18 protein-coding genes are annotated in these 16,087 nt (G+C 65.1%); 8 read left to right on the top strand and 10 right to left on the bottom strand.

The window, feature by feature from the left end:
• Positions 1–26: 26 nt before the first annotated feature.
• Complete coding sequence (locus tag LDZ27_RS03235) at positions 27–362, bottom strand: DUF3579 domain-containing protein (RefSeq protein WP_244815304.1); 336 nt, start codon at positions 360–362, stop codon at positions 27–29.
• A gap of 497 nt (positions 363–859) precedes the next feature.
• On the opposite strand from LDZ27_RS03235, the gene argF reads away from it, so the two are divergent.
• A complete protein-coding gene (gene argF / locus LDZ27_RS03230; RefSeq protein WP_244815303.1) occupies positions 860–1,789 on the top strand; it encodes an ornithine carbamoyltransferase in 930 nt (309 codons plus the stop codon).
• A 9-nt stretch (positions 1,790–1,798) separates the two neighbouring features.
• Here the strand turns inward: argF and murB are convergent, their stop codons facing one another.
• A complete protein-coding gene (murB, locus tag LDZ27_RS03225; protein WP_244815302.1) occupies positions 1,799–2,833 on the bottom strand; it encodes a UDP-N-acetylmuramate dehydrogenase in 1,035 nt (344 codons plus the stop codon).
• 139 nt (positions 2,834–2,972) lie between these two features.
• Between murB and LDZ27_RS03220 the strand changes: the two genes are divergently transcribed.
• Positions 2,973–3,458 carry a YajQ family cyclic di-GMP-binding protein gene (locus tag LDZ27_RS03220; protein WP_244815301.1) on the top strand — a complete coding sequence of 162 codons (486 nt, stop codon included), beginning with the start codon at positions 2,973–2,975 and terminating at the stop codon, positions 3,456–3,458.
• Between the two features lie 63 nt (positions 3,459–3,521).
• Here the strand turns inward: LDZ27_RS03220 and plsY are convergent, their stop codons facing one another.
• Together plsY and ybaK are read right to left on the bottom strand one after the other, a co-directional pair.
• Positions 3,522–4,148, bottom strand: a complete 627-nt coding sequence (plsY, locus tag LDZ27_RS03215; RefSeq protein WP_244815300.1) for a glycerol-3-phosphate 1-O-acyltransferase PlsY — start codon at positions 4,146–4,148, stop codon at positions 3,522–3,524.
• A 49-nt stretch (positions 4,149–4,197) separates the two neighbouring features.
• Positions 4,198–4,689, bottom strand: coding sequence for a Cys-tRNA(Pro) deacylase (gene ybaK, locus LDZ27_RS03210; protein WP_244815299.1), 492 nt, complete (start codon positions 4,687–4,689; stop codon positions 4,198–4,200).
• 105 nt (positions 4,690–4,794) lie between these two features.
• Between ybaK and LDZ27_RS03205 the strand changes: the two genes are divergently transcribed.
• On the top strand, positions 4,795–5,946 hold the full coding sequence (locus LDZ27_RS03205; protein WP_244815298.1) for an acyl-CoA dehydrogenase family protein: 1,152 nt from the start codon (positions 4,795–4,797) through the stop codon (positions 5,944–5,946).
• On the opposite strand, the gene xerD is transcribed toward LDZ27_RS03205, so the two are convergent.
• The 3 genes from xerD to queG are packed head-to-tail and all read right to left on the bottom strand — an operon-like array spanning position 5,943 to position 8,651.
• Positions 5,943–6,872, bottom strand: coding sequence for a site-specific tyrosine recombinase XerD (gene xerD, locus LDZ27_RS03200; RefSeq protein WP_244816022.1), 930 nt, complete (start codon positions 6,870–6,872; stop codon positions 5,943–5,945). The genes LDZ27_RS03205 and xerD overlap by 4 nt on opposite strands.
• Before the next feature lie 5 nt (positions 6,873–6,877).
• Entirely contained in the window at positions 6,878–7,411 is a 534-nt protein-coding gene (locus tag LDZ27_RS03195) for a methylated-DNA--[protein]-cysteine S-methyltransferase (protein ID WP_244816021.1), read from the bottom strand.
• The gene (gene queG / locus LDZ27_RS03190; RefSeq protein ID WP_244815297.1) at positions 7,401–8,651 is read right to left on the bottom strand and encodes a tRNA epoxyqueuosine(34) reductase QueG; all 1,251 of its coding nucleotides are present in this window, start codon (positions 8,649–8,651) and stop codon (positions 7,401–7,403) included. The genes LDZ27_RS03195 and queG overlap by 11 nt, the downstream gene beginning before the upstream one ends.
• An 18-nt stretch (positions 8,652–8,669) precedes the next feature.
• Here queG and tsaE point away from each other — a divergent pair, with 18 nt between their 5' ends.
• Complete coding sequence (gene tsaE, locus LDZ27_RS03185) at positions 8,670–9,257, top strand: tRNA (adenosine(37)-N6)-threonylcarbamoyltransferase complex ATPase subunit type 1 TsaE (protein WP_244815296.1); 588 nt, start codon at positions 8,670–8,672, stop codon at positions 9,255–9,257.
• Positions 9,239–10,777, top strand: coding sequence for an N-acetylmuramoyl-L-alanine amidase (locus LDZ27_RS03180; protein WP_244815295.1), 1,539 nt, complete (start codon positions 9,239–9,241; stop codon positions 10,775–10,777). Before tsaE ends, LDZ27_RS03180 begins: the two co-directional genes overlap by 19 nt.
• A 15-nt stretch (positions 10,778–10,792) precedes the next feature.
• Here the strand turns inward: LDZ27_RS03180 and LDZ27_RS03175 are convergent, their stop codons facing one another.
• Together LDZ27_RS03175 and LDZ27_RS03170 are read right to left on the bottom strand one after the other, a co-directional pair.
• Complete coding sequence (locus LDZ27_RS03175) at positions 10,793–11,674, bottom strand: EamA family transporter (protein ID WP_244815294.1); 882 nt, start codon at positions 11,672–11,674, stop codon at positions 10,793–10,795.
• Positions 11,675–11,841: 167 nt separating this feature from the next.
• Entirely contained in the window at positions 11,842–12,117 is a 276-nt protein-coding gene (locus LDZ27_RS03170) for a hypothetical protein (protein ID WP_244815293.1), read from the bottom strand.
• A gap of 191 nt (positions 12,118–12,308) precedes the next feature.
• Between LDZ27_RS03170 and LDZ27_RS03165 the strand changes: the two genes are divergently transcribed.
• Both LDZ27_RS03165 and trxA read left to right on the top strand, forming a co-directional pair.
• Positions 12,309–13,208: a pirin family protein gene (locus LDZ27_RS03165; protein WP_244815292.1), complete on the top strand. Its 900-nt coding sequence runs from the start codon at positions 12,309–12,311 to the stop codon at positions 13,206–13,208.
• 94 nt (positions 13,209–13,302) lie between these two features.
• On the top strand, positions 13,303–14,151 hold the full coding sequence (trxA, locus tag LDZ27_RS03160) for a thioredoxin (RefSeq protein WP_244815291.1): 849 nt from the start codon (positions 13,303–13,305) through the stop codon (positions 14,149–14,151).
• A gap of 79 nt (positions 14,152–14,230) precedes the next feature.
• Here trxA and LDZ27_RS03155 read toward each other — a convergent pair whose 3' ends face one another.
• Positions 14,231–15,073 (bottom strand): ThiF family adenylyltransferase, encoded by an 843-nt coding sequence (locus LDZ27_RS03155; protein WP_244815290.1) that lies wholly within the window; start codon positions 15,071–15,073, stop codon positions 14,231–14,233.
• 263 nt (positions 15,074–15,336) lie between these two features.
• On the opposite strand from LDZ27_RS03155, the gene pdxH reads away from it, so the two are divergent.
• The gene (gene pdxH / locus LDZ27_RS03150; protein ID WP_244815289.1) at positions 15,337–15,978 is read left to right on the top strand and encodes a pyridoxamine 5'-phosphate oxidase; all 642 of its coding nucleotides are present in this window, start codon (positions 15,337–15,339) and stop codon (positions 15,976–15,978) included.
• The last annotated feature ends 109 nt before the right edge of the window (positions 15,979–16,087 follow it).

Genomic DNA, 16,087 nt, shown 5'->3' with positions numbered 1-16,087 from the left:
GTTGCATTCCGTTGGCGCTTCGCGCGCTAGCGATGCTGCTGCGTCTGCGTGCCGTGATGCGGCGGCAATTCGCACGCCTCGGTCACGACGAGATCGTTGTCCTTCGCGAAGTTCAGCACGAAATCGAACGCCATCGGCTCGATGTCGCGCAGGCGCGAATCGACGATCACGACCTTGATGTCGCCGATCATCGTCGGACGCACGTAGATGGAATATTGCAGCCGTGCGTTCGGCCCCTTCAATTTCGGCCCGAACCCCGACATCACACCGCACAGGCGCTCGGACCAGTCGCTGGGCCGAAACTTCCTCCCGCTCTTGGTGATGCCTTGTATGAAGTACTCGGTAGGGGATGATTCAGCCATGTAGCAATACCTTTTGTCGGCCGGTGGCGGCACCGGCGAATGCACACGCTCGACGCGGGAACCGCGCTGGCCGGCATGCAAGGAGCGCCGGGCGGTGCTTGCGAAACAGTCCGGAGAGGACTGGGCGCGCCCGCGACACGATGGCGGACCCGGCAGCACGAAGAATTCGCAAGCGCAAAAGAACACCGAGCGGACTCTTGCGAGCCAACGCCTAACATGCGCGTAAAACGGTGCTGAGCGTTACTGAGTGTTGCAGACTCGTTGAAACAAGCGCGAGCAATTATACAGCAGCGCCCCCTTTTCCGCAGCGCACACAAGGCTTCGGCGCGCGTGGGCGGGCGCTCGCGACGCCCTCTGGCGCGCTTCTGGCCGGCCTCGTCAAAGCTCACAAAATCCTTTATGCTCGAACGCTAACCCACTCCCGACGGCGGCGCCGTCCGGTCCGGCGACAATCGTCTGAAGTCGCGCGCCCGGTTCGAAGCCGCCGCTTGCGTTTCATGACCGCCAAGAAAATTCGCCACTATCTTCAGTTCAAGGATTTTTCACTCGACGACTACGAGTACGTGCTGGAACGCGCGCGCATCCTGAAGCGCAAGTTCAAGAATTACGAGACGTACCACCCGCTGCACGATCGCACGCTCGCGATGATTTTCGAAAAGAGCTCGACGCGCACGCGCCTTTCGTTCGAAGCGGGCATCTTTCAGCTAGGCGGCCACGCGGTATTCATGAACACGCGCGACACGCAGCTCGGCCGTGGGGAGCCGATCGAGGATTCCGCGCAGGTGATTTCGCGCATGGTCGACATCATCATGATCCGCACGTTCGGGCAGGACATCATCCGGCGCTTCGCCGAAAGTTCGCGCGTGCCGGTCATCAACGGGCTGACGAACGAATATCACCCGTGTCAGGTGCTGGCGGACATTTTCACGTACTACGAGCATCGCGGGCCGATTCACGGCAAGACCGTCGCGTGGGTCGGCGACGCGAACAACATGCTCTACACCTGGATCGAAGCGGCGCAAATTCTCGGCTTCAAGCTGCGTCTTTCGACGCCCGAAGGCTACAAGCTGGACCGCGCGCTCGTGTCGGAGCAAAGCGCGCCTTTTTACGAGGAATTCGACGACCCGAACGACGCCTGCGCCGGCGCCGACCTCGTCACGACGGACGTCTGGACGAGCATGGGCTTCGAGGCGGAAAACGAGGCGCGCAAGAAGGCGTTCGCCGAGTATTGCGTCGATGCCGAGATGATGGCGCGCGCCAACGCGGACGCGCTTTTCATGCATTGCCTGCCGGCGCATCGCGGCGAGGAAGTGAGCGCGGAAGTGATCGACGGGCCGCAGAGCGTCGTGTGGGACGAGGCGGAGAACCGTCTGCATGTGCAAAAGGCGCTGATGGAGTATCTGCTCCTCGGCAAGCTCAACCACTGAGTCATTTCGTCAGACGACGACCGGCTCCATCTCCAGCTCGACGCCAAAGCGCGCGAGCACGTCGCGCTTGATGGCCTGCGCGAGTTCGAGCACGTGCGCGCCGGTCGCGCCGCCGCGGTTCACGAGCACGAGCGCCTGGCGGTCGTGCACCGCCGCGCCGCCGACGCCGCGCCCCTTCCACCCGCACTGGTCGATCAGCCAGCCCGCCGCGAGCTTCACGCTGCCATCGGGCTGCATATACGAGACGACGCCCGGCTCTTTCGCGCGCAACGCATCGAACGTGGCGGCGCTCACGACCGGATTCTTGAAGAAGCTGCCGGCGTTGCCGAGCACGGTCCAGTCCGGCAGCTTCGCGCGGCGCACGGCCACGACCGCATCGAAGATGGCTTGCGCGTCTCGCGACGACGCGCCTTCGAGTGCGCGCGCGACGTCGGCGTAATCGGCGCGCGGCGTCCACGCTTTCGGCAACCGGAAAACCACCGACGTGATTAGAAAGCGCCCGCGCCCCGCGCGCTTGAAAAAACTGTCGCGGTAGCCGAACGCGCATGCGTCGCGGTCGAATTCGGCGAGCGCGCCCGTTTCGAGTTCCACCGCGCGAAGCCGCTCGAAGCGCTCGACCATTTCCAGCCCGTAAGCGCCGATGTTCTGAATCGGCGCCGCGCCGACCGTGCCGGGAATCAGCGCGAGGTTTTCGAGGCCCGGCATGCCGTGTGCAAGCGTCCAGGCGACGAACGCGTGCCAGTTCTCGCCCGCGCCGGCTTCGACGAGATACGCTTCGTCGTCCTCGCCGATCACGCGCTTGCCTTCGATGCCGACGATCAGCGCGACGCCGTCGAAATCGCGTGTCAGCACGACGTTGCTTCCGCCGCCCAGCACGAGTTTCGGCATGTTCGCGATGCGCGCGTCGCGGGCGAGCGCGGCGGCCGCGTCCGCGCTCCCGACGCGCATCGCGTGGCGCGCGCGCACGTCGAAGCCGAAAGTGTTGTGCTCACGCAGCGAATAGTCCGCGAGCAGCGCGGGCGCGAGAGAGGAAGCGTCGGACATGGGAAACCGCGTGGCGAATGCTGGAATGGAAGCGGCCTTGGGGAAAACCAAAGCGCGTCGGTAGAATGACGTCAGGTCCGTGATTATAGCGATTGCGCGAGCCGCGCCCGCGCGCTCGCCTCAACGAAGGGGAAGACAGATGCCATCGTTTGACGTCGTCAGCGAAGCAAACATGATCGAAGTGAAGAACGCCATCGAGCAGTCCAACAAGGAAATCTCGACGCGTTTCGACTTCAAGGGTTCGGATTCACGCGTCGAGCAGAAGGAGCGCGAACTGACGCTCTATGCCGACGACGATTTCAAGCTCGGCCAGGTGAAGGACGTGCTGCTCGGCAAGCTCGCGAAACGCGGTGTCGACGTGCGCTTTCTGGACTACGGCAAGCAGGAGAAGATTGGCGGCGACAGGCTCAAGCAGGTCGTCACGATCAAGAAAGGCGTGTCCGGCGATCTGGCGAAGAAGGTCGTCAAGATCGTGAAGGACAGCAAGATCAAGGTGCAGGCGAGCATTCAGGGCGACGCGGTACGCGTGCAGGGCACCAAGCGTGACGATCTGCAGAGCACCATCGCGCTTCTGAAGAAAGAAGTGACGGATACGCCGCTCGACTTCAACAATTTCCGCGACTGAACGCGCTCGCTGCGCGCTGTACCGAAGCCGTTTCGCGCCCTGCGGAACGGCTTTTTTCGTGCCTCACTGCGCCGCTTTTTTCTTCTCCCCGATGCGGCTCTCCTGCCCCGCGAGCAGCTTCGAAATATTGGCGCGATGCCGCCAGACGAGCAGCGCGCTCATCGCGAGCACGGCAAGCGAGACGCGGCTCGGCCCGAACAAAAACACCTGGAAGAACGGCGCGAACACCGCCGCGACGAGCGCCGCGAGCGACGAATAACGAAAGAAGAACGCGATGATGACCCACGTCAGCAGCGTCGCGAGCCCGAGCACCGGATGAATGGCGAGCAGCACGCCCGCCGCCGTCGCGACGCCCTTTCCGCCCTGAAACTTGAAGAAGATCGGGTACAGATGCCCGAGAAAAACAGCGATGGCCGATAGCGCGACGGCTGTTGCAAGGCCGGTCGCGTCGAGTCCGAAGCGCGCGCCGAAATGCGCGACGATCCACACCGGCAGCCAGCCCTTGAAGGCATCGCCGATAAGCGTGAGGATGGCCGCGCGCTTGTTGCCGGTGCGCAGCACGTTGGTCGCGCCGGGGTTGCCCGAGCCGTAGGAACGCGGATCGGCGAGTCCCATCGCCGAACTGACGACGACGGCGAATGAAATCGAGCCGATCAGATAGGACACGACGGCGACGATCAGATAGATCATGAGTTCTCTTTCGGCTTAGGAAGTCTTGGAAAAATTCGCGGTCAGCATTCTAATCGACGCTCGCGCACTGAACCGGCTTCGCGTCGAGCAGTTCCGTCAACACGGCAGGGTTCAGGCTCACGAGGTAGCCGCGCCGCCCGCCGTTCAGGTAGATGGTGTCGAGATCGAGAATGGTCGATTCGACATACACGGGCATGGCCTTCTTCGTGCCGAAGGGCGACGTGCCGCCGACGAGATAGCCCGAATGCCGGTTCGCCACGTCGGGCTTGCACGGCTCGATGCGCTTTGCGCCCGTCTGCCGCGCAAGGTTTTTCGTCGACACCGTGCGATCGCCGTGCATGAGCACGATGAGCGGCTTCGCGTGCTCGTCTTCCATCACGAGCGTCTTGACGACGCGATGCTCGTCCACGCCCAGTTGCCGCGCCGATTCCTCGGTGCCGCCATGCTCGACGTACTCATAGGGATGCTCGCCGAACGCGACGTTGTGACGGCGCAGGAATTGCGTCGCGGGCGTTTCGGAGACGTGTTTGGATTTCGACATGCACGCATTGTAGCGGCGCCCAACCCGGCTCACCATCGGCCATTCGGCCGAGTGTACGGCGACGCCCGGCTATGAGACGATCGTTCGCCTGACAAGGAAATAGCCATGATCCGCGACGCCGAAACTCAAACGCTGCTTGAGGACACCATCCGCCGATTCGTGCGCGAGAAGCTCGTGCCGCGCGAAGCCGAAGTCGACGAAACCGACGCCATTCCCGCCGATCTCATCGCGGCGATGCGCGAAATCGGCATGTTCGGACTCACGATTCCGGAGGCGTATGGCGGACTCGGTCTGACGATGGAAGAGGAAGTTCGCATTGCGTTCGAGCTCGGGCAGACGTCGCCCGCGTTTCGCTCGGTCATCGGCACGAACAACGGCATCGGGTCGATCGGCATTCTGCTCGACGGCACCGAGGAGCAAAAGGCGCACTATCTGCCGAAGCTCGCGTCGGGCGAACTGATCGGCTCGTTCTGTCTCACGGAGCCGGATTCCGGATCGGATGCCGCCTCGCTCAAGACAACGGCGCGAAAAGACGGCGACGCCTACGTGCTCAACGGGACTAAGCGCTTCATCACGAACGCGCCCGAAGCGGGCATCTATACGGTCATGGCCCGCACCGGCGACGCGAAAGGCGCGAGCGCCATTTCCGCGTTCATCGTCGAGCGCGATACGCCGGGGCTGTCGCTCGGCAAGCCGGATCGCAAGATGGGCCAGCGCGGCGCGCATACGAGCGACGTCATCTTCGAGAACTGCCGCGTGCCGGCGCGGCAACTGATCGGCGGCGTGGAAGGCGTCGGCTTCAAGACGGCGATGAAAACGCTCGACAAAGGGCGCATTCATATCGCGGCAATCGCGGTCGGCGCGGCGAAGCGCATGTTGCGCGACGCCCTCGCCTACGCGATGGAACGCCGCCAGTTCGGCCAGCCAATCGCGGAATTCCAGCTCGTTCAGGGCATGCTCGCGGACAGCAAGACCGAACTGTATGCCGCCGAATGCATGGTGCTCGACGCCGCGCGCCGCCGCGACGAAGGCCGCGACGTGTCCATCGAAGCGTCCGCTGCGAAGTACTTCGCAACGGAAATGTGCGGGCGCGTCGCGGATCGCGCGGTGCAGGTGCATGGCGGCGCGGGCTATGTCGCGGAGTACGGCATCGAGCGTTTCTATCGCGACGTGCGGCTCTTCAGGCTCTACGAAGGCACGTCGCAGATTCAGCAGGTGATCATCGCGCGAGGACTCATGCGCGGCGCGGACATCTAGCCGCGCGGATGATGTTCGCGATGCAGCTTCTGCAGACGTTCGCGCGCGACGTGCGTGTAGATTTGCGTCGTCGAGATGTCGGAGTGGCCGAGCAGCAATTGCACGACGCGCAAGTCGGCGCCGTGGTTCAGCAGATGCGTCGCGAACGCGTGACGCAGCGTGTGCGGCGAAAGCGGCGCGTGCACGCCGCCGTTCAGCGCGTGGCGCTTGATGATGTTCCAGAACTGCTGGCGCGTCATGCCTTCGCCGCGCGCGGTGACGAAAAGCGCATCGGCGGCGCGCGCGCCGAGCAGCGCCGGGCGCGATTCGCGCAGATAGCGCGTGATCCACTCGTGCGCCGCCTCGCCGAACGGCACGAGCCGCTCCTTCGAGCCCTTGCCCATCACGCGCACGACGCCCTCGTTCAGCCCGACTTCCACGGTCTTCAGCGTGACGAGTTCGGTCACGCGAAGCCCGCTCGCGTACATCAGTTCGAGCATCGTGCGGTCGCGCAAGCCGAGCGGCGTCTCGATATCGGGCGCGTGCAACAGCGCCTCGACTTGCGCTTCGTTCAACGTCGACGGGAAACGCGGCGCCTGCTTCGCCGAGCGCAGCTTGAGCGTCGGATCGGCGGTGGCGCGATGCTCCCGCAGCGCCCACGCGTAATAGCGGCGAAAGACGGAAAGACGCCGGTTTGCGGAGGTCGCCTTGTCGCCGCGGCGCGCGGCCATGTAGCCGTTCATGTCGGCTTCGGTGGCGAAGTCGATGGACGCGCCCCGCTGCTTCGCGAGCCATTCGGCGAAGAGCTTCAGATCGCGGCGATACGCATCGAGCGAATTCTTGGCGAGTCCGTGTTCGAGCCACAGCGCGTCGCAAAAGAGGTCGATGGCGTCGCTGCTCGCCGTGAGTTCGGGCGTTTCCAGTTCTTCAGTCGTTGCGCTCGTCATGCTCGTCATGCGATCGATACACCTTCATGCGCCAGCAGCCAGCGCTTCACGTCGCGAAAAAAGCCATCGCCGGGATGATGTGCGAAGCCGCCGATTCCGCCCGACGCGACAACGCGGTGGCACGGTATCACGATAGGCAGCGGATTGGAGCCGCACGCCTGCCCGACCGCGCGCGGCACACTGCCGATTTCGCGCGCGAGTTGCCCATACGTCCAGACCTGCCCCGCCGCGATGCCGCCGATGCCGCGCCACACGCGCTGCTGAAACGCGGTGCCGCGAACGGCGAGCGGCAAGTCGAAGCGCATCGACGGCGTATCGAAGTAGCGGCGAATCTGCGCTGCGGCTTCTTGCGCGAGCGGTGAAGCCGGGTCGACAGCTTCCACGTCTGCCGGAAGATAGACGATCTCGCGCACCGTGTGCTCGCCGGCGCGGATGCCGACCTTGCCGAACGGCGCGTCGATGATCGCATCGAACGGCGCAGAACTCGGTGTGTGGCGCGGTGCGTGGCGCGCGGCATCGAAAACGCCTTCAGACAGCATGCTTTTCATGCGTTTCCCCTTGCTTCAGCGCCCATTCGACGTGTTCGCGCACCAGCGCCGACGAATCGCCGGCGCGCGCGCGCAACGCGTCGACGATGGCCGCGCGTTCATCGCGCGGCAGCGGCGAGCGCAGCGCGTTGCCCATCGCGACGGCGATATTGCGCAGCCATCGCTCGTGTCCGATGCGCCGGATCGCGCTGCCCTGCATGCGCGTGTCGAAATCCTCGGCGCTCCACGCGAAGAGTTCGACGAGCGTCGCACGGTCCAGCCCGTGCCGCACGTCGAAATCCGCGACCGGCGCGGCCTGCGCGAACTTGTTCCACGGACACGCGAGCTGGCAATCGTCGCAGCCGTACACGCGATTGCCGATGAGCGGGCGCATCGCTTCCGGAATGCTACCGTGCAGTTCGATCGTCAGATAGGAGATGCAGCGCCGCGCGTCCACGCGATACGGCCCGACGATCGCGCCCGTCGGACACGCGCCGACGCAGCGCGTGCATTGTCCGCAATGCGCGCCGTCCTCTTCGGGTTGCGGATCGACCGGCAACGGCAGATCGACGTAAATCTCGCCGAGAAAGAACAGCGACCCGGCATCCCGATCGAGCAGCAGCGTGTGCTTGCCGCGCCAGCCGTTGCCCGCTTTCTGCGCGAGCGCGACTTCCAGCACCGGCGCCGAGTCCGTGAACGCGCGATGCCCGAACTGCCCGACCTCGCCTTCTATCCGCTCGGCAAGCTGCTGCAAGCGGTTGCGCATGACCTTGTGATAGTCGCGGCCACGCGCGTAGATCGACACGACGGCTTGCGCTGGATCGGCGAGCCGCGTCCATTCGACCGCGCGCCAGTCGTTCTTCTGACCGTCCGCTGTCGCGACACTTTCATCGCCCTTTTGCGCGAGCGTCGCAGCCGGAAGATAAGCCATGCGCGCCGTGATGACCCGTCGCGTTCCGGCCACAAGCTCGGCCGGCCTTGCGCGTTTCATCCCATGTTTGGCCATATAATCCATTTCGCCGTGATAGCCTGCTTCGAGCCAACTAGCAAGGCCCTCCTCGGCATCCGTCAGGTCGATATCGCTGATGCCGACCGCACCGAATCCCAGCTCGCGCCCCCACGTCCTGATGCGCTGCGCGAGTTCCGCCAGCGCGGCCTCGTCGCTCTCGATGCGATGCAAGGCGCGCGAGTCGACGGCGGCGTCGCTCGCCGCGGTCGTGACTTCAACGGAGTGTTCCGGCAATCGGTTCATCACGACATTTTACGAGCAATGCCCGAAAGCCTCGCACCATCGACGCCCGATCTCCCCGCCGCGCTCATCGAACGCCGCTTCGATCTGCGCGACGAAGCCGCGACGCTCGCCTTCGGCGAGCGCTTTGCACGCGCTATCGGCGAGACGCGCGCGCAGGCATCGTCTGAACCATTCCACGGACTGCAAGTCCAGTTGTTCGGAGACCTCGGCGCGGGCAAGACCACGCTGGTGCGCGCGACATTGCGCGCGCTCGGGCACGTTGGCCGCGTGAAAAGCCCGACTTACACGCTCGTCGAGCCGTATTCGATCGACGCGCCGGGCGGCCCGCTCGATGTCTATCACTTCGATCTCTACCGCTTCGCCGATCCGGCCGAATGGGCCGATGCCGGCTTTCGCGAATATTTCGACCGGGGCGCGATCTGTCTCGTCGAATGGCCGCAGCAAGCGGGCGGCTTGCTCGGCGTGCCGGACCTCGTGTTCGTGCTGACGCTGCCGCAAGCCGGCGCGCCCGCAAGAGAATCAACGCAAACGAACGAAGAAGAAGGCCGCGTGCTGACCGCGCGGGCGTTCAGCGAAACAGGAAAGTCATGTCTCGAAAGATGCTGATCAAGCCGTTCCATTCGATCGAATCGAGCGCGGGCGCGCCGCACAACTGGCGCCGGCGCCAGGTGCTGCGCGCGGGCGCATCGACGCTCGTGCTCGCGCTCGTCGGGCCGAAGCTCGCGCATGCCAGCTCCGTGCTCGGCGTGCGCGTGTGGCCGGCGCGCGATTACACGCGCGTGACGATCGAATCCGACCAGCCGCTCACGAACAACAATCAGCTTTTGCAGGGACCGGACCGGCTCGTCGTCGATCTGAACGGCATCGATCTCGATCAGGCGTTGCGGGATCTCGTCTCGAAGATCACGCCGAACGATCCGCAGATTCAGGCGGTGCGCGTCGGGCAATATCAGCCGCATGTCGTGCGGATGGTGTTCGACCTCAAGGGCTCGGTGAAGCCGCAGGTGTTCACGCTCGGGCCGATCGGCAGCTACAAGTACCGGCTCGTGTTCGACCTCTATCCCGCCGTCGCGCCCGATCCGCTGATGGAACTGCTCGCGCAGACCGAGCACAAGCAGGAAGCGTTCGACCGCGCGAATCCGAATCCGGCCGCGCCGCCGCCCGCGACGCTTTCCGGCCCGGCCACCGCGCAAAAGCCGCTCGCGCAGGATTCGACCGACGAGTTTTTCCAGAAGTACGCGCAAAACGATCTTTCCGACGACACCGCCGCGCCCGCCCCGAAAGCCGCGCCCGCGCCCGCCGTCAAGCCGCGCGTGCCGCCCGTCGCGGTGCCGCCGGTCATCGCGAAGAAGAAAGACGACGATGACGACGACCACTACGCGTTCTCGTCGCCGAAGCAGGATCGCGCCGGAACCACACGCCTTCTGACCGTCGCGATCGATCCCGGTCACGGGGGCGAAGATCCCGGCGCGATCGGCGGCGCGGGCACGTACGAGAAGCACATCGCGCTCGACATCGCGAAGAAACTGCGCGCGAAGATCGACGCGCAGCCGAACATGCGCGCGATGATGACCCGCGACGCCGACTTCTTCGTGCCGCTCAACGTGCGCGTGCAAAAGGCGCAGCGCGTTTCCGCCGACCTCTTCGTCTCGATTCACGCCGACGCCTTCACCTCGCCCGATGCGCGCGGCTCGTCGGTCTTCGCGTTGTCGGAGCACGGCGCGTCGAGCGCGGCCGCGCGCTGGATGGCGAACAAGGAAAACTCGTCGGATCAGGTCGGCGGCATCAACGTCAAGACGCAGGACGCAGCCGTGAGCCGCGCGCTCTTCGACATGTCGACGACCGCGCAAATCCGCGATTCGATGCGCTACGGCAACTTCGTGCTGAACGAAATCGGCGGCATCAACAAGCTGCACAAGGGATCGGTCGAGCAGGCGGGATTCGCCGTGCTGAAGGCGCCGGACATTCCATCGATCCTCGTCGAAACGGCGTTCATCAGCAATCCGGACGAGGAAACGCGCCTGAACGACGACGCCTATCGCGACAAGATGGCGAACGCCATTCTGAAGGGCATCAAGCGCTACTTCGCCGCGAATCCGCCGCTGGCCAAGAGCCGCATGACGTAAGCGGCACGGCTCGCTTCAGCGCGTCGCAGGCAAAAAGCGCTGCACGAGCCGCCCGCCGAACACGTTCACCGCGAGTCCCGCCATGACGAGCGCGGCGCCCGCCACCTCGATAGCGCTCAGGCCTTCCCCGAGAAAGACCGCCGCCGACGCGAGGCCGATCACCGGCACCAGCAGCGAGAACGGCGCGACCTGCGCCGCCGGATAGCGCGCGAGCAGCTTGCCCCACAAGCTGTATCCGACGATGGTCGCGACGAACGACAGATACACGACCGCGAGCACCGAAACGAGCGGAATCGCGGCGAGACTGGATTGAATGCGCGCCGGGCCTTCGAAGATCAGCGAGAGCGCGAGAAACGGAAGTGGCGGAATCAGGCTCGCCCACACGACGAGCGACAGCAGATCGACCTTGCCCATGCGCTTGGTCACGACATTGCCGAGCGCCCACATCGCGGATGCGCCGAGCGTGAACAGAAAGCCCGTGAGCGTCATCGCCTGGCCGCCGTGCATGCCGATCAGCGCGAGTCCCGCCGCCGCGATCACGAGGCCGATCACATTGGCCGCGCGGATGCGTTCGCCGAGGAACATCGCGGCGAATATCAGCGTGAAGAACGCCTGCGCCTGAAGCACGAGCGACGCGAGGCCCGCCGGCATGCCGACATACATGCCATAGAAGAGCAGCGCGAATTGCCCGAGCGAAATGGTGAGGCCGTAGGCGAAGAGCCATCGCAGCGGAATCTGCGGGCGCTTGACGAAGAACACCGGGACGGCGGCGAGCGCGAAACGCAGCGCGCCGAGCAGCATCGGCGGCACGCCATGCAGCCCCAGCTTGATGACGACGAAGTTCACGCCCCACGCAAAAATGACGACCGTTGCAATCAGCAAATCCTTAGGCGACATCGCCGCTCCCCTCGTTCGGTGCGAATGGCTTGCAATCCGGCGAGTGTAGCGAAGCGCGCGAGGGAAGGATTGTTAAAAGCTGCGCTCGACGTGGACGGGTCGAAACGACGCAAAGCGCCCGCGCGTTTCAAGGCGCGGGCGCTTCGTGTGATGCGGGAAACCGCGAGTTACTTGCTCTGGCCGGATTCCGCAGCCGGATTGTTGCCGGTTTCGACATCGGGCGTCTTCTTGCCCGCCGACGGATGCGCGGTGTGCCTGCGCGCGCGGTGCTTCTTGGTCATCGTCGACCCCGTGCCCGCGGACGCATCGCCTTGCGTGGCCGTCGCGCCGCCCGTGTCGCCGCCCATCGCGGCCGACGAATTGCCGGACGAGGTCTGCGCGAGCGCGCCCGTCGCTGCAAAAAGGCCTGCGGTGAGGGCGATCAAAAGCTTGTTCTTGCTCATTTTTCCCACTCCTATCAAGGTTGCGCGAAGCTGCACGCATGCTTCAAAAAGCGCGGCCGGTCGCGACCGCACGGAACTGTGAAGGGCGCGGCGCACGCCCGGACTGCCTGCCATGCGCCTGTCTGCGGCCACCGGTAGAATCGGCGGTTCTGGTGCGCCATTCCGGCGCCCGCCATGCTTCGGTGACCGCCATGTCCTCGACGATCCACGCGCAGTTGAAGCCTCATCAGCACGACGTCGGCGGCCTCACGGTGAGGCGCGTCCTGCCCGCTCTCGCTGCGCGCACTGTCGGACCCTTCATCTTTTTCGACCATATCGGTCCCGCAACCCTCATGCCTGGCAACGGCCTCGACGTGCGGCCGCATCCGCATATCGGGCTCGCGACGGTCACGTATCTCTTCGACGGCGCGATCATGCACCGCGACAGCGTCGGCTCGGTGCAGAAGATCGTGCCCGGCGATGTCAACTGGATGACGGCGGGCCGGGGCATCGTGCATTCCGAGCGCACGCCGGACGAGGAGCGCGCCGCCGGTCAGTCGATGCACGGCGTCCAGACGTGGGTCGCGCTGCCGGTGGCGAGCGAGGACGTCGAGCCATCGTTCGAGCATCACGCCGCCGCGACGCTGCCGCAGATCGAGCGCGACGGCGTGACCTTGCGCGTGATCGCGGGCACGGCGTTCGGCGCGACGGCTCCCACGCGCACGTTTTCGCCGACGCTCTACGTGGCCGCGCACTTCGCGGCGGCCAGCGCACTGGCGCTGGATGCCGAACACGAGGAACGCGGCGTATATCTCGTCGATGGCGACCTCAGCATCGATGGCGAAGCGCTCCCGCCGCAGCAGATGGCCGTGCTTTCGCCCGGCGCGACGGTGCGTCTCGCGAGCAGGCAAGGCGCAACCGCGATGCTGCTCGGCGGCGCGCCGCTCGACGGCGCGCGTTTCATCGAATGGAACTTCGTGTCCAGTTCGCGCGACAAGATAGAAGCCGCGAAACACGCGTGGAGCGAGCAGCGCATGGGCCATGTGCCGGGCGAAACCGAATTCATTCCACTGCCGCCGCCGCGCCGCGAAACACGCGCGCCCGAGGCATGAGGCGTGCGCGACGCAGCGGACGCAGACATTGAGACCCACGCGGTTCGTCCCCATCTGACATTTCGAGATAGCTCGCAAGCATTAGGAGAAACGCATGGATACGACCCTCGCCACATTCGAGAACGACGTCATCACGGCGTCGATGCTCGCGCCCGTCCTCGTCGATTTCTGGGCGCCCTGGTGCGGCCCCTGCAAGACGCTCGGCCCGATGCTCGAACGGCTCGAAGCCGAAGCCGGCGGCAAATGGAAGCTCGTCAAGGTGAACGTCGACGAGAATCAGGAACTCGCGCAGCACTTTCAGGTGCGCAGCATTCCGCACGTGATCGCGTTCGCGGACGGACAGCCGATCGACCAGTTCATCGGCGTGCTGCCGGAGAGCCAGTTGCGCGCGTTCCTCGACAAGCTCGTGCCCGATGGCGCCGATGCGGAGCGCCGCGCGGCGCACAACGCGTGGGCGCTCGGCAATCGCGATGAAGCGATCAACCGCATCGAGGCCGCGCTCGCGCTCGATCCGGGCTATGACGACGCGCGCCTCGATCTGATCGAGTGGCTGCTCGCGCAACGGCGCGTGGACGAGGCGAAGGAAGAAGAAAAACTGCTCTCGCCGAAGACGACGCAAGGCATCGACGCGCGCTACAACGCGCTGAAGACCGAAATCGACGCCGCCGATGCCGCCGCCGCGCTGCCGCCCGCCGACGCGCTCATCGACGCCGTGAACGCCAACCCCGACGATCTCGACGCGCGCTTTGCGCTCGCGAACCGCCTGATCGCGGGCCGCGACTATGCGGGCGCGCTCGAGCATCTGCTTGCCATCGTCGAGCGCGATCGCGGTTTCATGGACGATGTCGGCCGCAAGACGATGCTGTCGGTGTTCGAACTGGCGTCGAATCAGCCGGATCTCGTGTCGTTCTGGCGACGCAGATTGAGCGCGGCGATGAACTGATCGCGCGCTTGCAGGAGCGCACGAACGACAACGGCCAGCGACGAACGCTGGCCGTTTTTCGTTGCGCGAACGCCGGAAGCTACGCCGCGCGCTTCGCGAGTTCCCGCAGCACGAACGCCGCCGCAGCAAACCCGAAGCTGGCCGTCACGCACACGCTCGATCCGAATCCCGCGCAATTCAGCCCGACCGGACCCGCGTAGTTCGCGCCCGTTTCCAGATGCTCCGCGCCCTCGCTGATGTCGCACGACGGCGCTTCCGGATAGATGAGCGGCTCGTCGGAATACACGGCGCTCACCTTGAAGCGCGCCTTCGGGCCGCGCGGAAATCCATGCTGCTTGCGCAACTGGCCGCGCACCTTCGAGAGCAGCGGGTCTTGAATCGTGAGCGCGAGATCGTCGATGCGGATGCGCGTCGGGTCCAGTTGCCCGCCCGCGCCGCCCACGGTAATCATCGGCTGCTTGCGCGCGACGCACCATGCGATTAGCGCGGTCTTCGTGCGGACGCTGTCGATCGCATCGACGACGAAGTCGAAGCCTGCGCCGAGCGTCGCGTCGAAATTGCCCGGCTCGACGAAGTCTTCGACCTGCCGCACGTCGCACGCGGGATCGATGAGCGCGATGCGCTCGGCCATCGCCGCGACCTTGGCCTTGCCGTAGTTGCCATCGAGCGCGTGAACCTGCCGGTTCGTGTTGCTCTCGGCGACGTTGTCGAGGTCGATGAGCGTGAGCGTGCCGACCGCGCTGCGCGCCAGCGCCTCCGCGACCCACGATCCCACGCCGCCGATGCCGATCACCGCGACATGCGCGCGCTCGAACGCCGCCAGCGCGCCCGGACCGTACAGACGCGCGACGCCCCCGAAGCGCCGCGCGCGATCGACGGTGTCTTCAACGGGAGGCGTGACGGTGGCATCGGATGAGGTCATGGCTTGCGGGCGGCAATGTGAAAAACGGACCGGCGTGCCCATGGAGAAGGCTTACGGGCGGCTGTCGGGCGCGAAAAACTTGGCAGTCCCTTCATGCAAAATCCGGCTGAATTGCGTATTCTGCCTTATCGAATGTCACGGCGTGATAGGCAGCGCATCGGCGCGTGTGCCGTGCTTGACGTTCGTCATTGCAAGATTTTCGTAATCAGGGCAAGAACGTATCACCTTGGCTATACTGACGCGACTGTAGCGTTCGCATATAAATGACGACCCTCGCAGACCTTCGTAAAAACTATTCGCGCGGCGCGCTCGACGCCGCTGATGTCGATCCGAACCCGGTGCGGCAATTCCAGACCTGGTTCGCCCAGGCGCTCGATGCCAAGTTGCCCGAACCAAATGCCATGACGCTCGCAACCGTCGACGCGCAAGGACGCCCGTCCGCGCGGATCGTCCTCATCAAGGGCGTCGATGACCGCGGGTTCGTGTTCTTCACCAACTACGGAAGCCGCAAGGGTCGCGAACTCGCCGCCAATCCGCATGCGAGCCTGCTCTTTCACTGGATCGAACTCGAGCGCCAGGTGCGCGTGGAGGGCACGATCGTCAAGACGAGCGACGAAGAAAGCGACGCGTATTACGCATCGCGGCCGGTCGGATCGCGCATCGGCGCGTGGGCGTCGGATCAGAGCCAGCCGCTCGAAAGCCGCGAGGCGCTCGAAGCACGCGAGCGCGACATGATCGAGAAGTACGGCGACGCGCCGCCGCGACCGCCGCACTGGGGCGGCTACCGGCTCGTGCCGGGGACCATCGAGTTTTGGCAAGGACGTCCGTCGCGGCTGCACGATCGCATCGTCTATACGCGCGAGGGCGCGCAGGCGCCGTGGCGCATCGCGAGGCTCGCCCCCTGACGCAACGCAGAATGCAAAGACCGCCGCGGCACGCGGCGCGCAAATGACAAGCCGGCGCAGCAAACGGCAACGAACATGAAGGCCCCGGCCTTCGATCTTGATTTTCTTA

It is taken from the genome of Caballeronia sp. Lep1P3 (assembly GCF_022879595.1).
Classification (GTDB): domain Bacteria; phylum Pseudomonadota; class Gammaproteobacteria; order Burkholderiales; family Burkholderiaceae; genus Caballeronia.
Note: the sequence above shows the minus strand (reverse complement) of the source record. Positions and strands in the feature narration are given on the sequence as shown.

Bases quoted from the DNA above. Each gene is read 5' to 3' on its own strand.
- LDZ27_RS03195 (WP_244816021.1), bottom strand. From the start codon at position 7,411: ATGCTGTCTGAAGGCGTTTTCGATGCCGCGCGCCACGCACCGCGCCAC.
- tsaE (WP_244815296.1), top strand. From the start codon at position 8,670: ATGCCCGAAAGCCTCGCACCATCGACGCCCGATCTCCCCGCCGCGCTC.
- pdxH (WP_244815289.1), top strand. From the start codon at position 15,337: ATGACGACCCTCGCAGACCTTCGTAAAAACTATTCGCGCGGCGCGCTC.
- murB (WP_244815302.1), bottom strand. From the start codon at position 2,833: ATGTCCGACGCTTCCTCTCTCGCGCCCGCGCTGCTCGCGGACTATTCG.
- xerD (WP_244816022.1), bottom strand. From the start codon at position 6,872: ATGACGAGCGCAACGACTGAAGAACTGGAAACGCCCGAACTCACGGCG.
- argF (WP_244815303.1), top strand. From the start codon at position 860: ATGACCGCCAAGAAAATTCGCCACTATCTTCAGTTCAAGGATTTTTCA.
- LDZ27_RS03220 (WP_244815301.1), top strand. From the start codon at position 2,973: ATGCCATCGTTTGACGTCGTCAGCGAAGCAAACATGATCGAAGTGAAG.
- plsY (WP_244815300.1), bottom strand. From the start codon at position 4,148: ATGATCTATCTGATCGTCGCCGTCGTGTCCTATCTGATCGGCTCGATT.
- LDZ27_RS03205 (WP_244815298.1), top strand. From the start codon at position 4,795: ATGATCCGCGACGCCGAAACTCAAACGCTGCTTGAGGACACCATCCGC.
- LDZ27_RS03155 (WP_244815290.1), bottom strand. From the start codon at position 15,073: ATGACCTCATCCGATGCCACCGTCACGCCTCCCGTTGAAGACACCGTC.
- LDZ27_RS03175 (WP_244815294.1), bottom strand. From the start codon at position 11,674: ATGTCGCCTAAGGATTTGCTGATTGCAACGGTCGTCATTTTTGCGTGG.
- queG (WP_244815297.1), bottom strand. From the start codon at position 8,651: ATGAACCGATTGCCGGAACACTCCGTTGAAGTCACGACCGCGGCGAGC.
- LDZ27_RS03165 (WP_244815292.1), top strand. From the start codon at position 12,309: ATGTCCTCGACGATCCACGCGCAGTTGAAGCCTCATCAGCACGACGTC.
- LDZ27_RS03180 (WP_244815295.1), top strand. From the start codon at position 9,239: ATGTCTCGAAAGATGCTGATCAAGCCGTTCCATTCGATCGAATCGAGC.
- ybaK (WP_244815299.1), bottom strand. From the start codon at position 4,689: ATGTCGAAATCCAAACACGTCTCCGAAACGCCCGCGACGCAATTCCTG.
- LDZ27_RS03170 (WP_244815293.1), bottom strand. From the start codon at position 12,117: ATGAGCAAGAACAAGCTTTTGATCGCCCTCACCGCAGGCCTTTTTGCA.
- LDZ27_RS03235 (WP_244815304.1), bottom strand. From the start codon at position 362: ATGGCTGAATCATCCCCTACCGAGTACTTCATACAAGGCATCACCAAG.
- trxA (WP_244815291.1), top strand. From the start codon at position 13,303: ATGGATACGACCCTCGCCACATTCGAGAACGACGTCATCACGGCGTCG.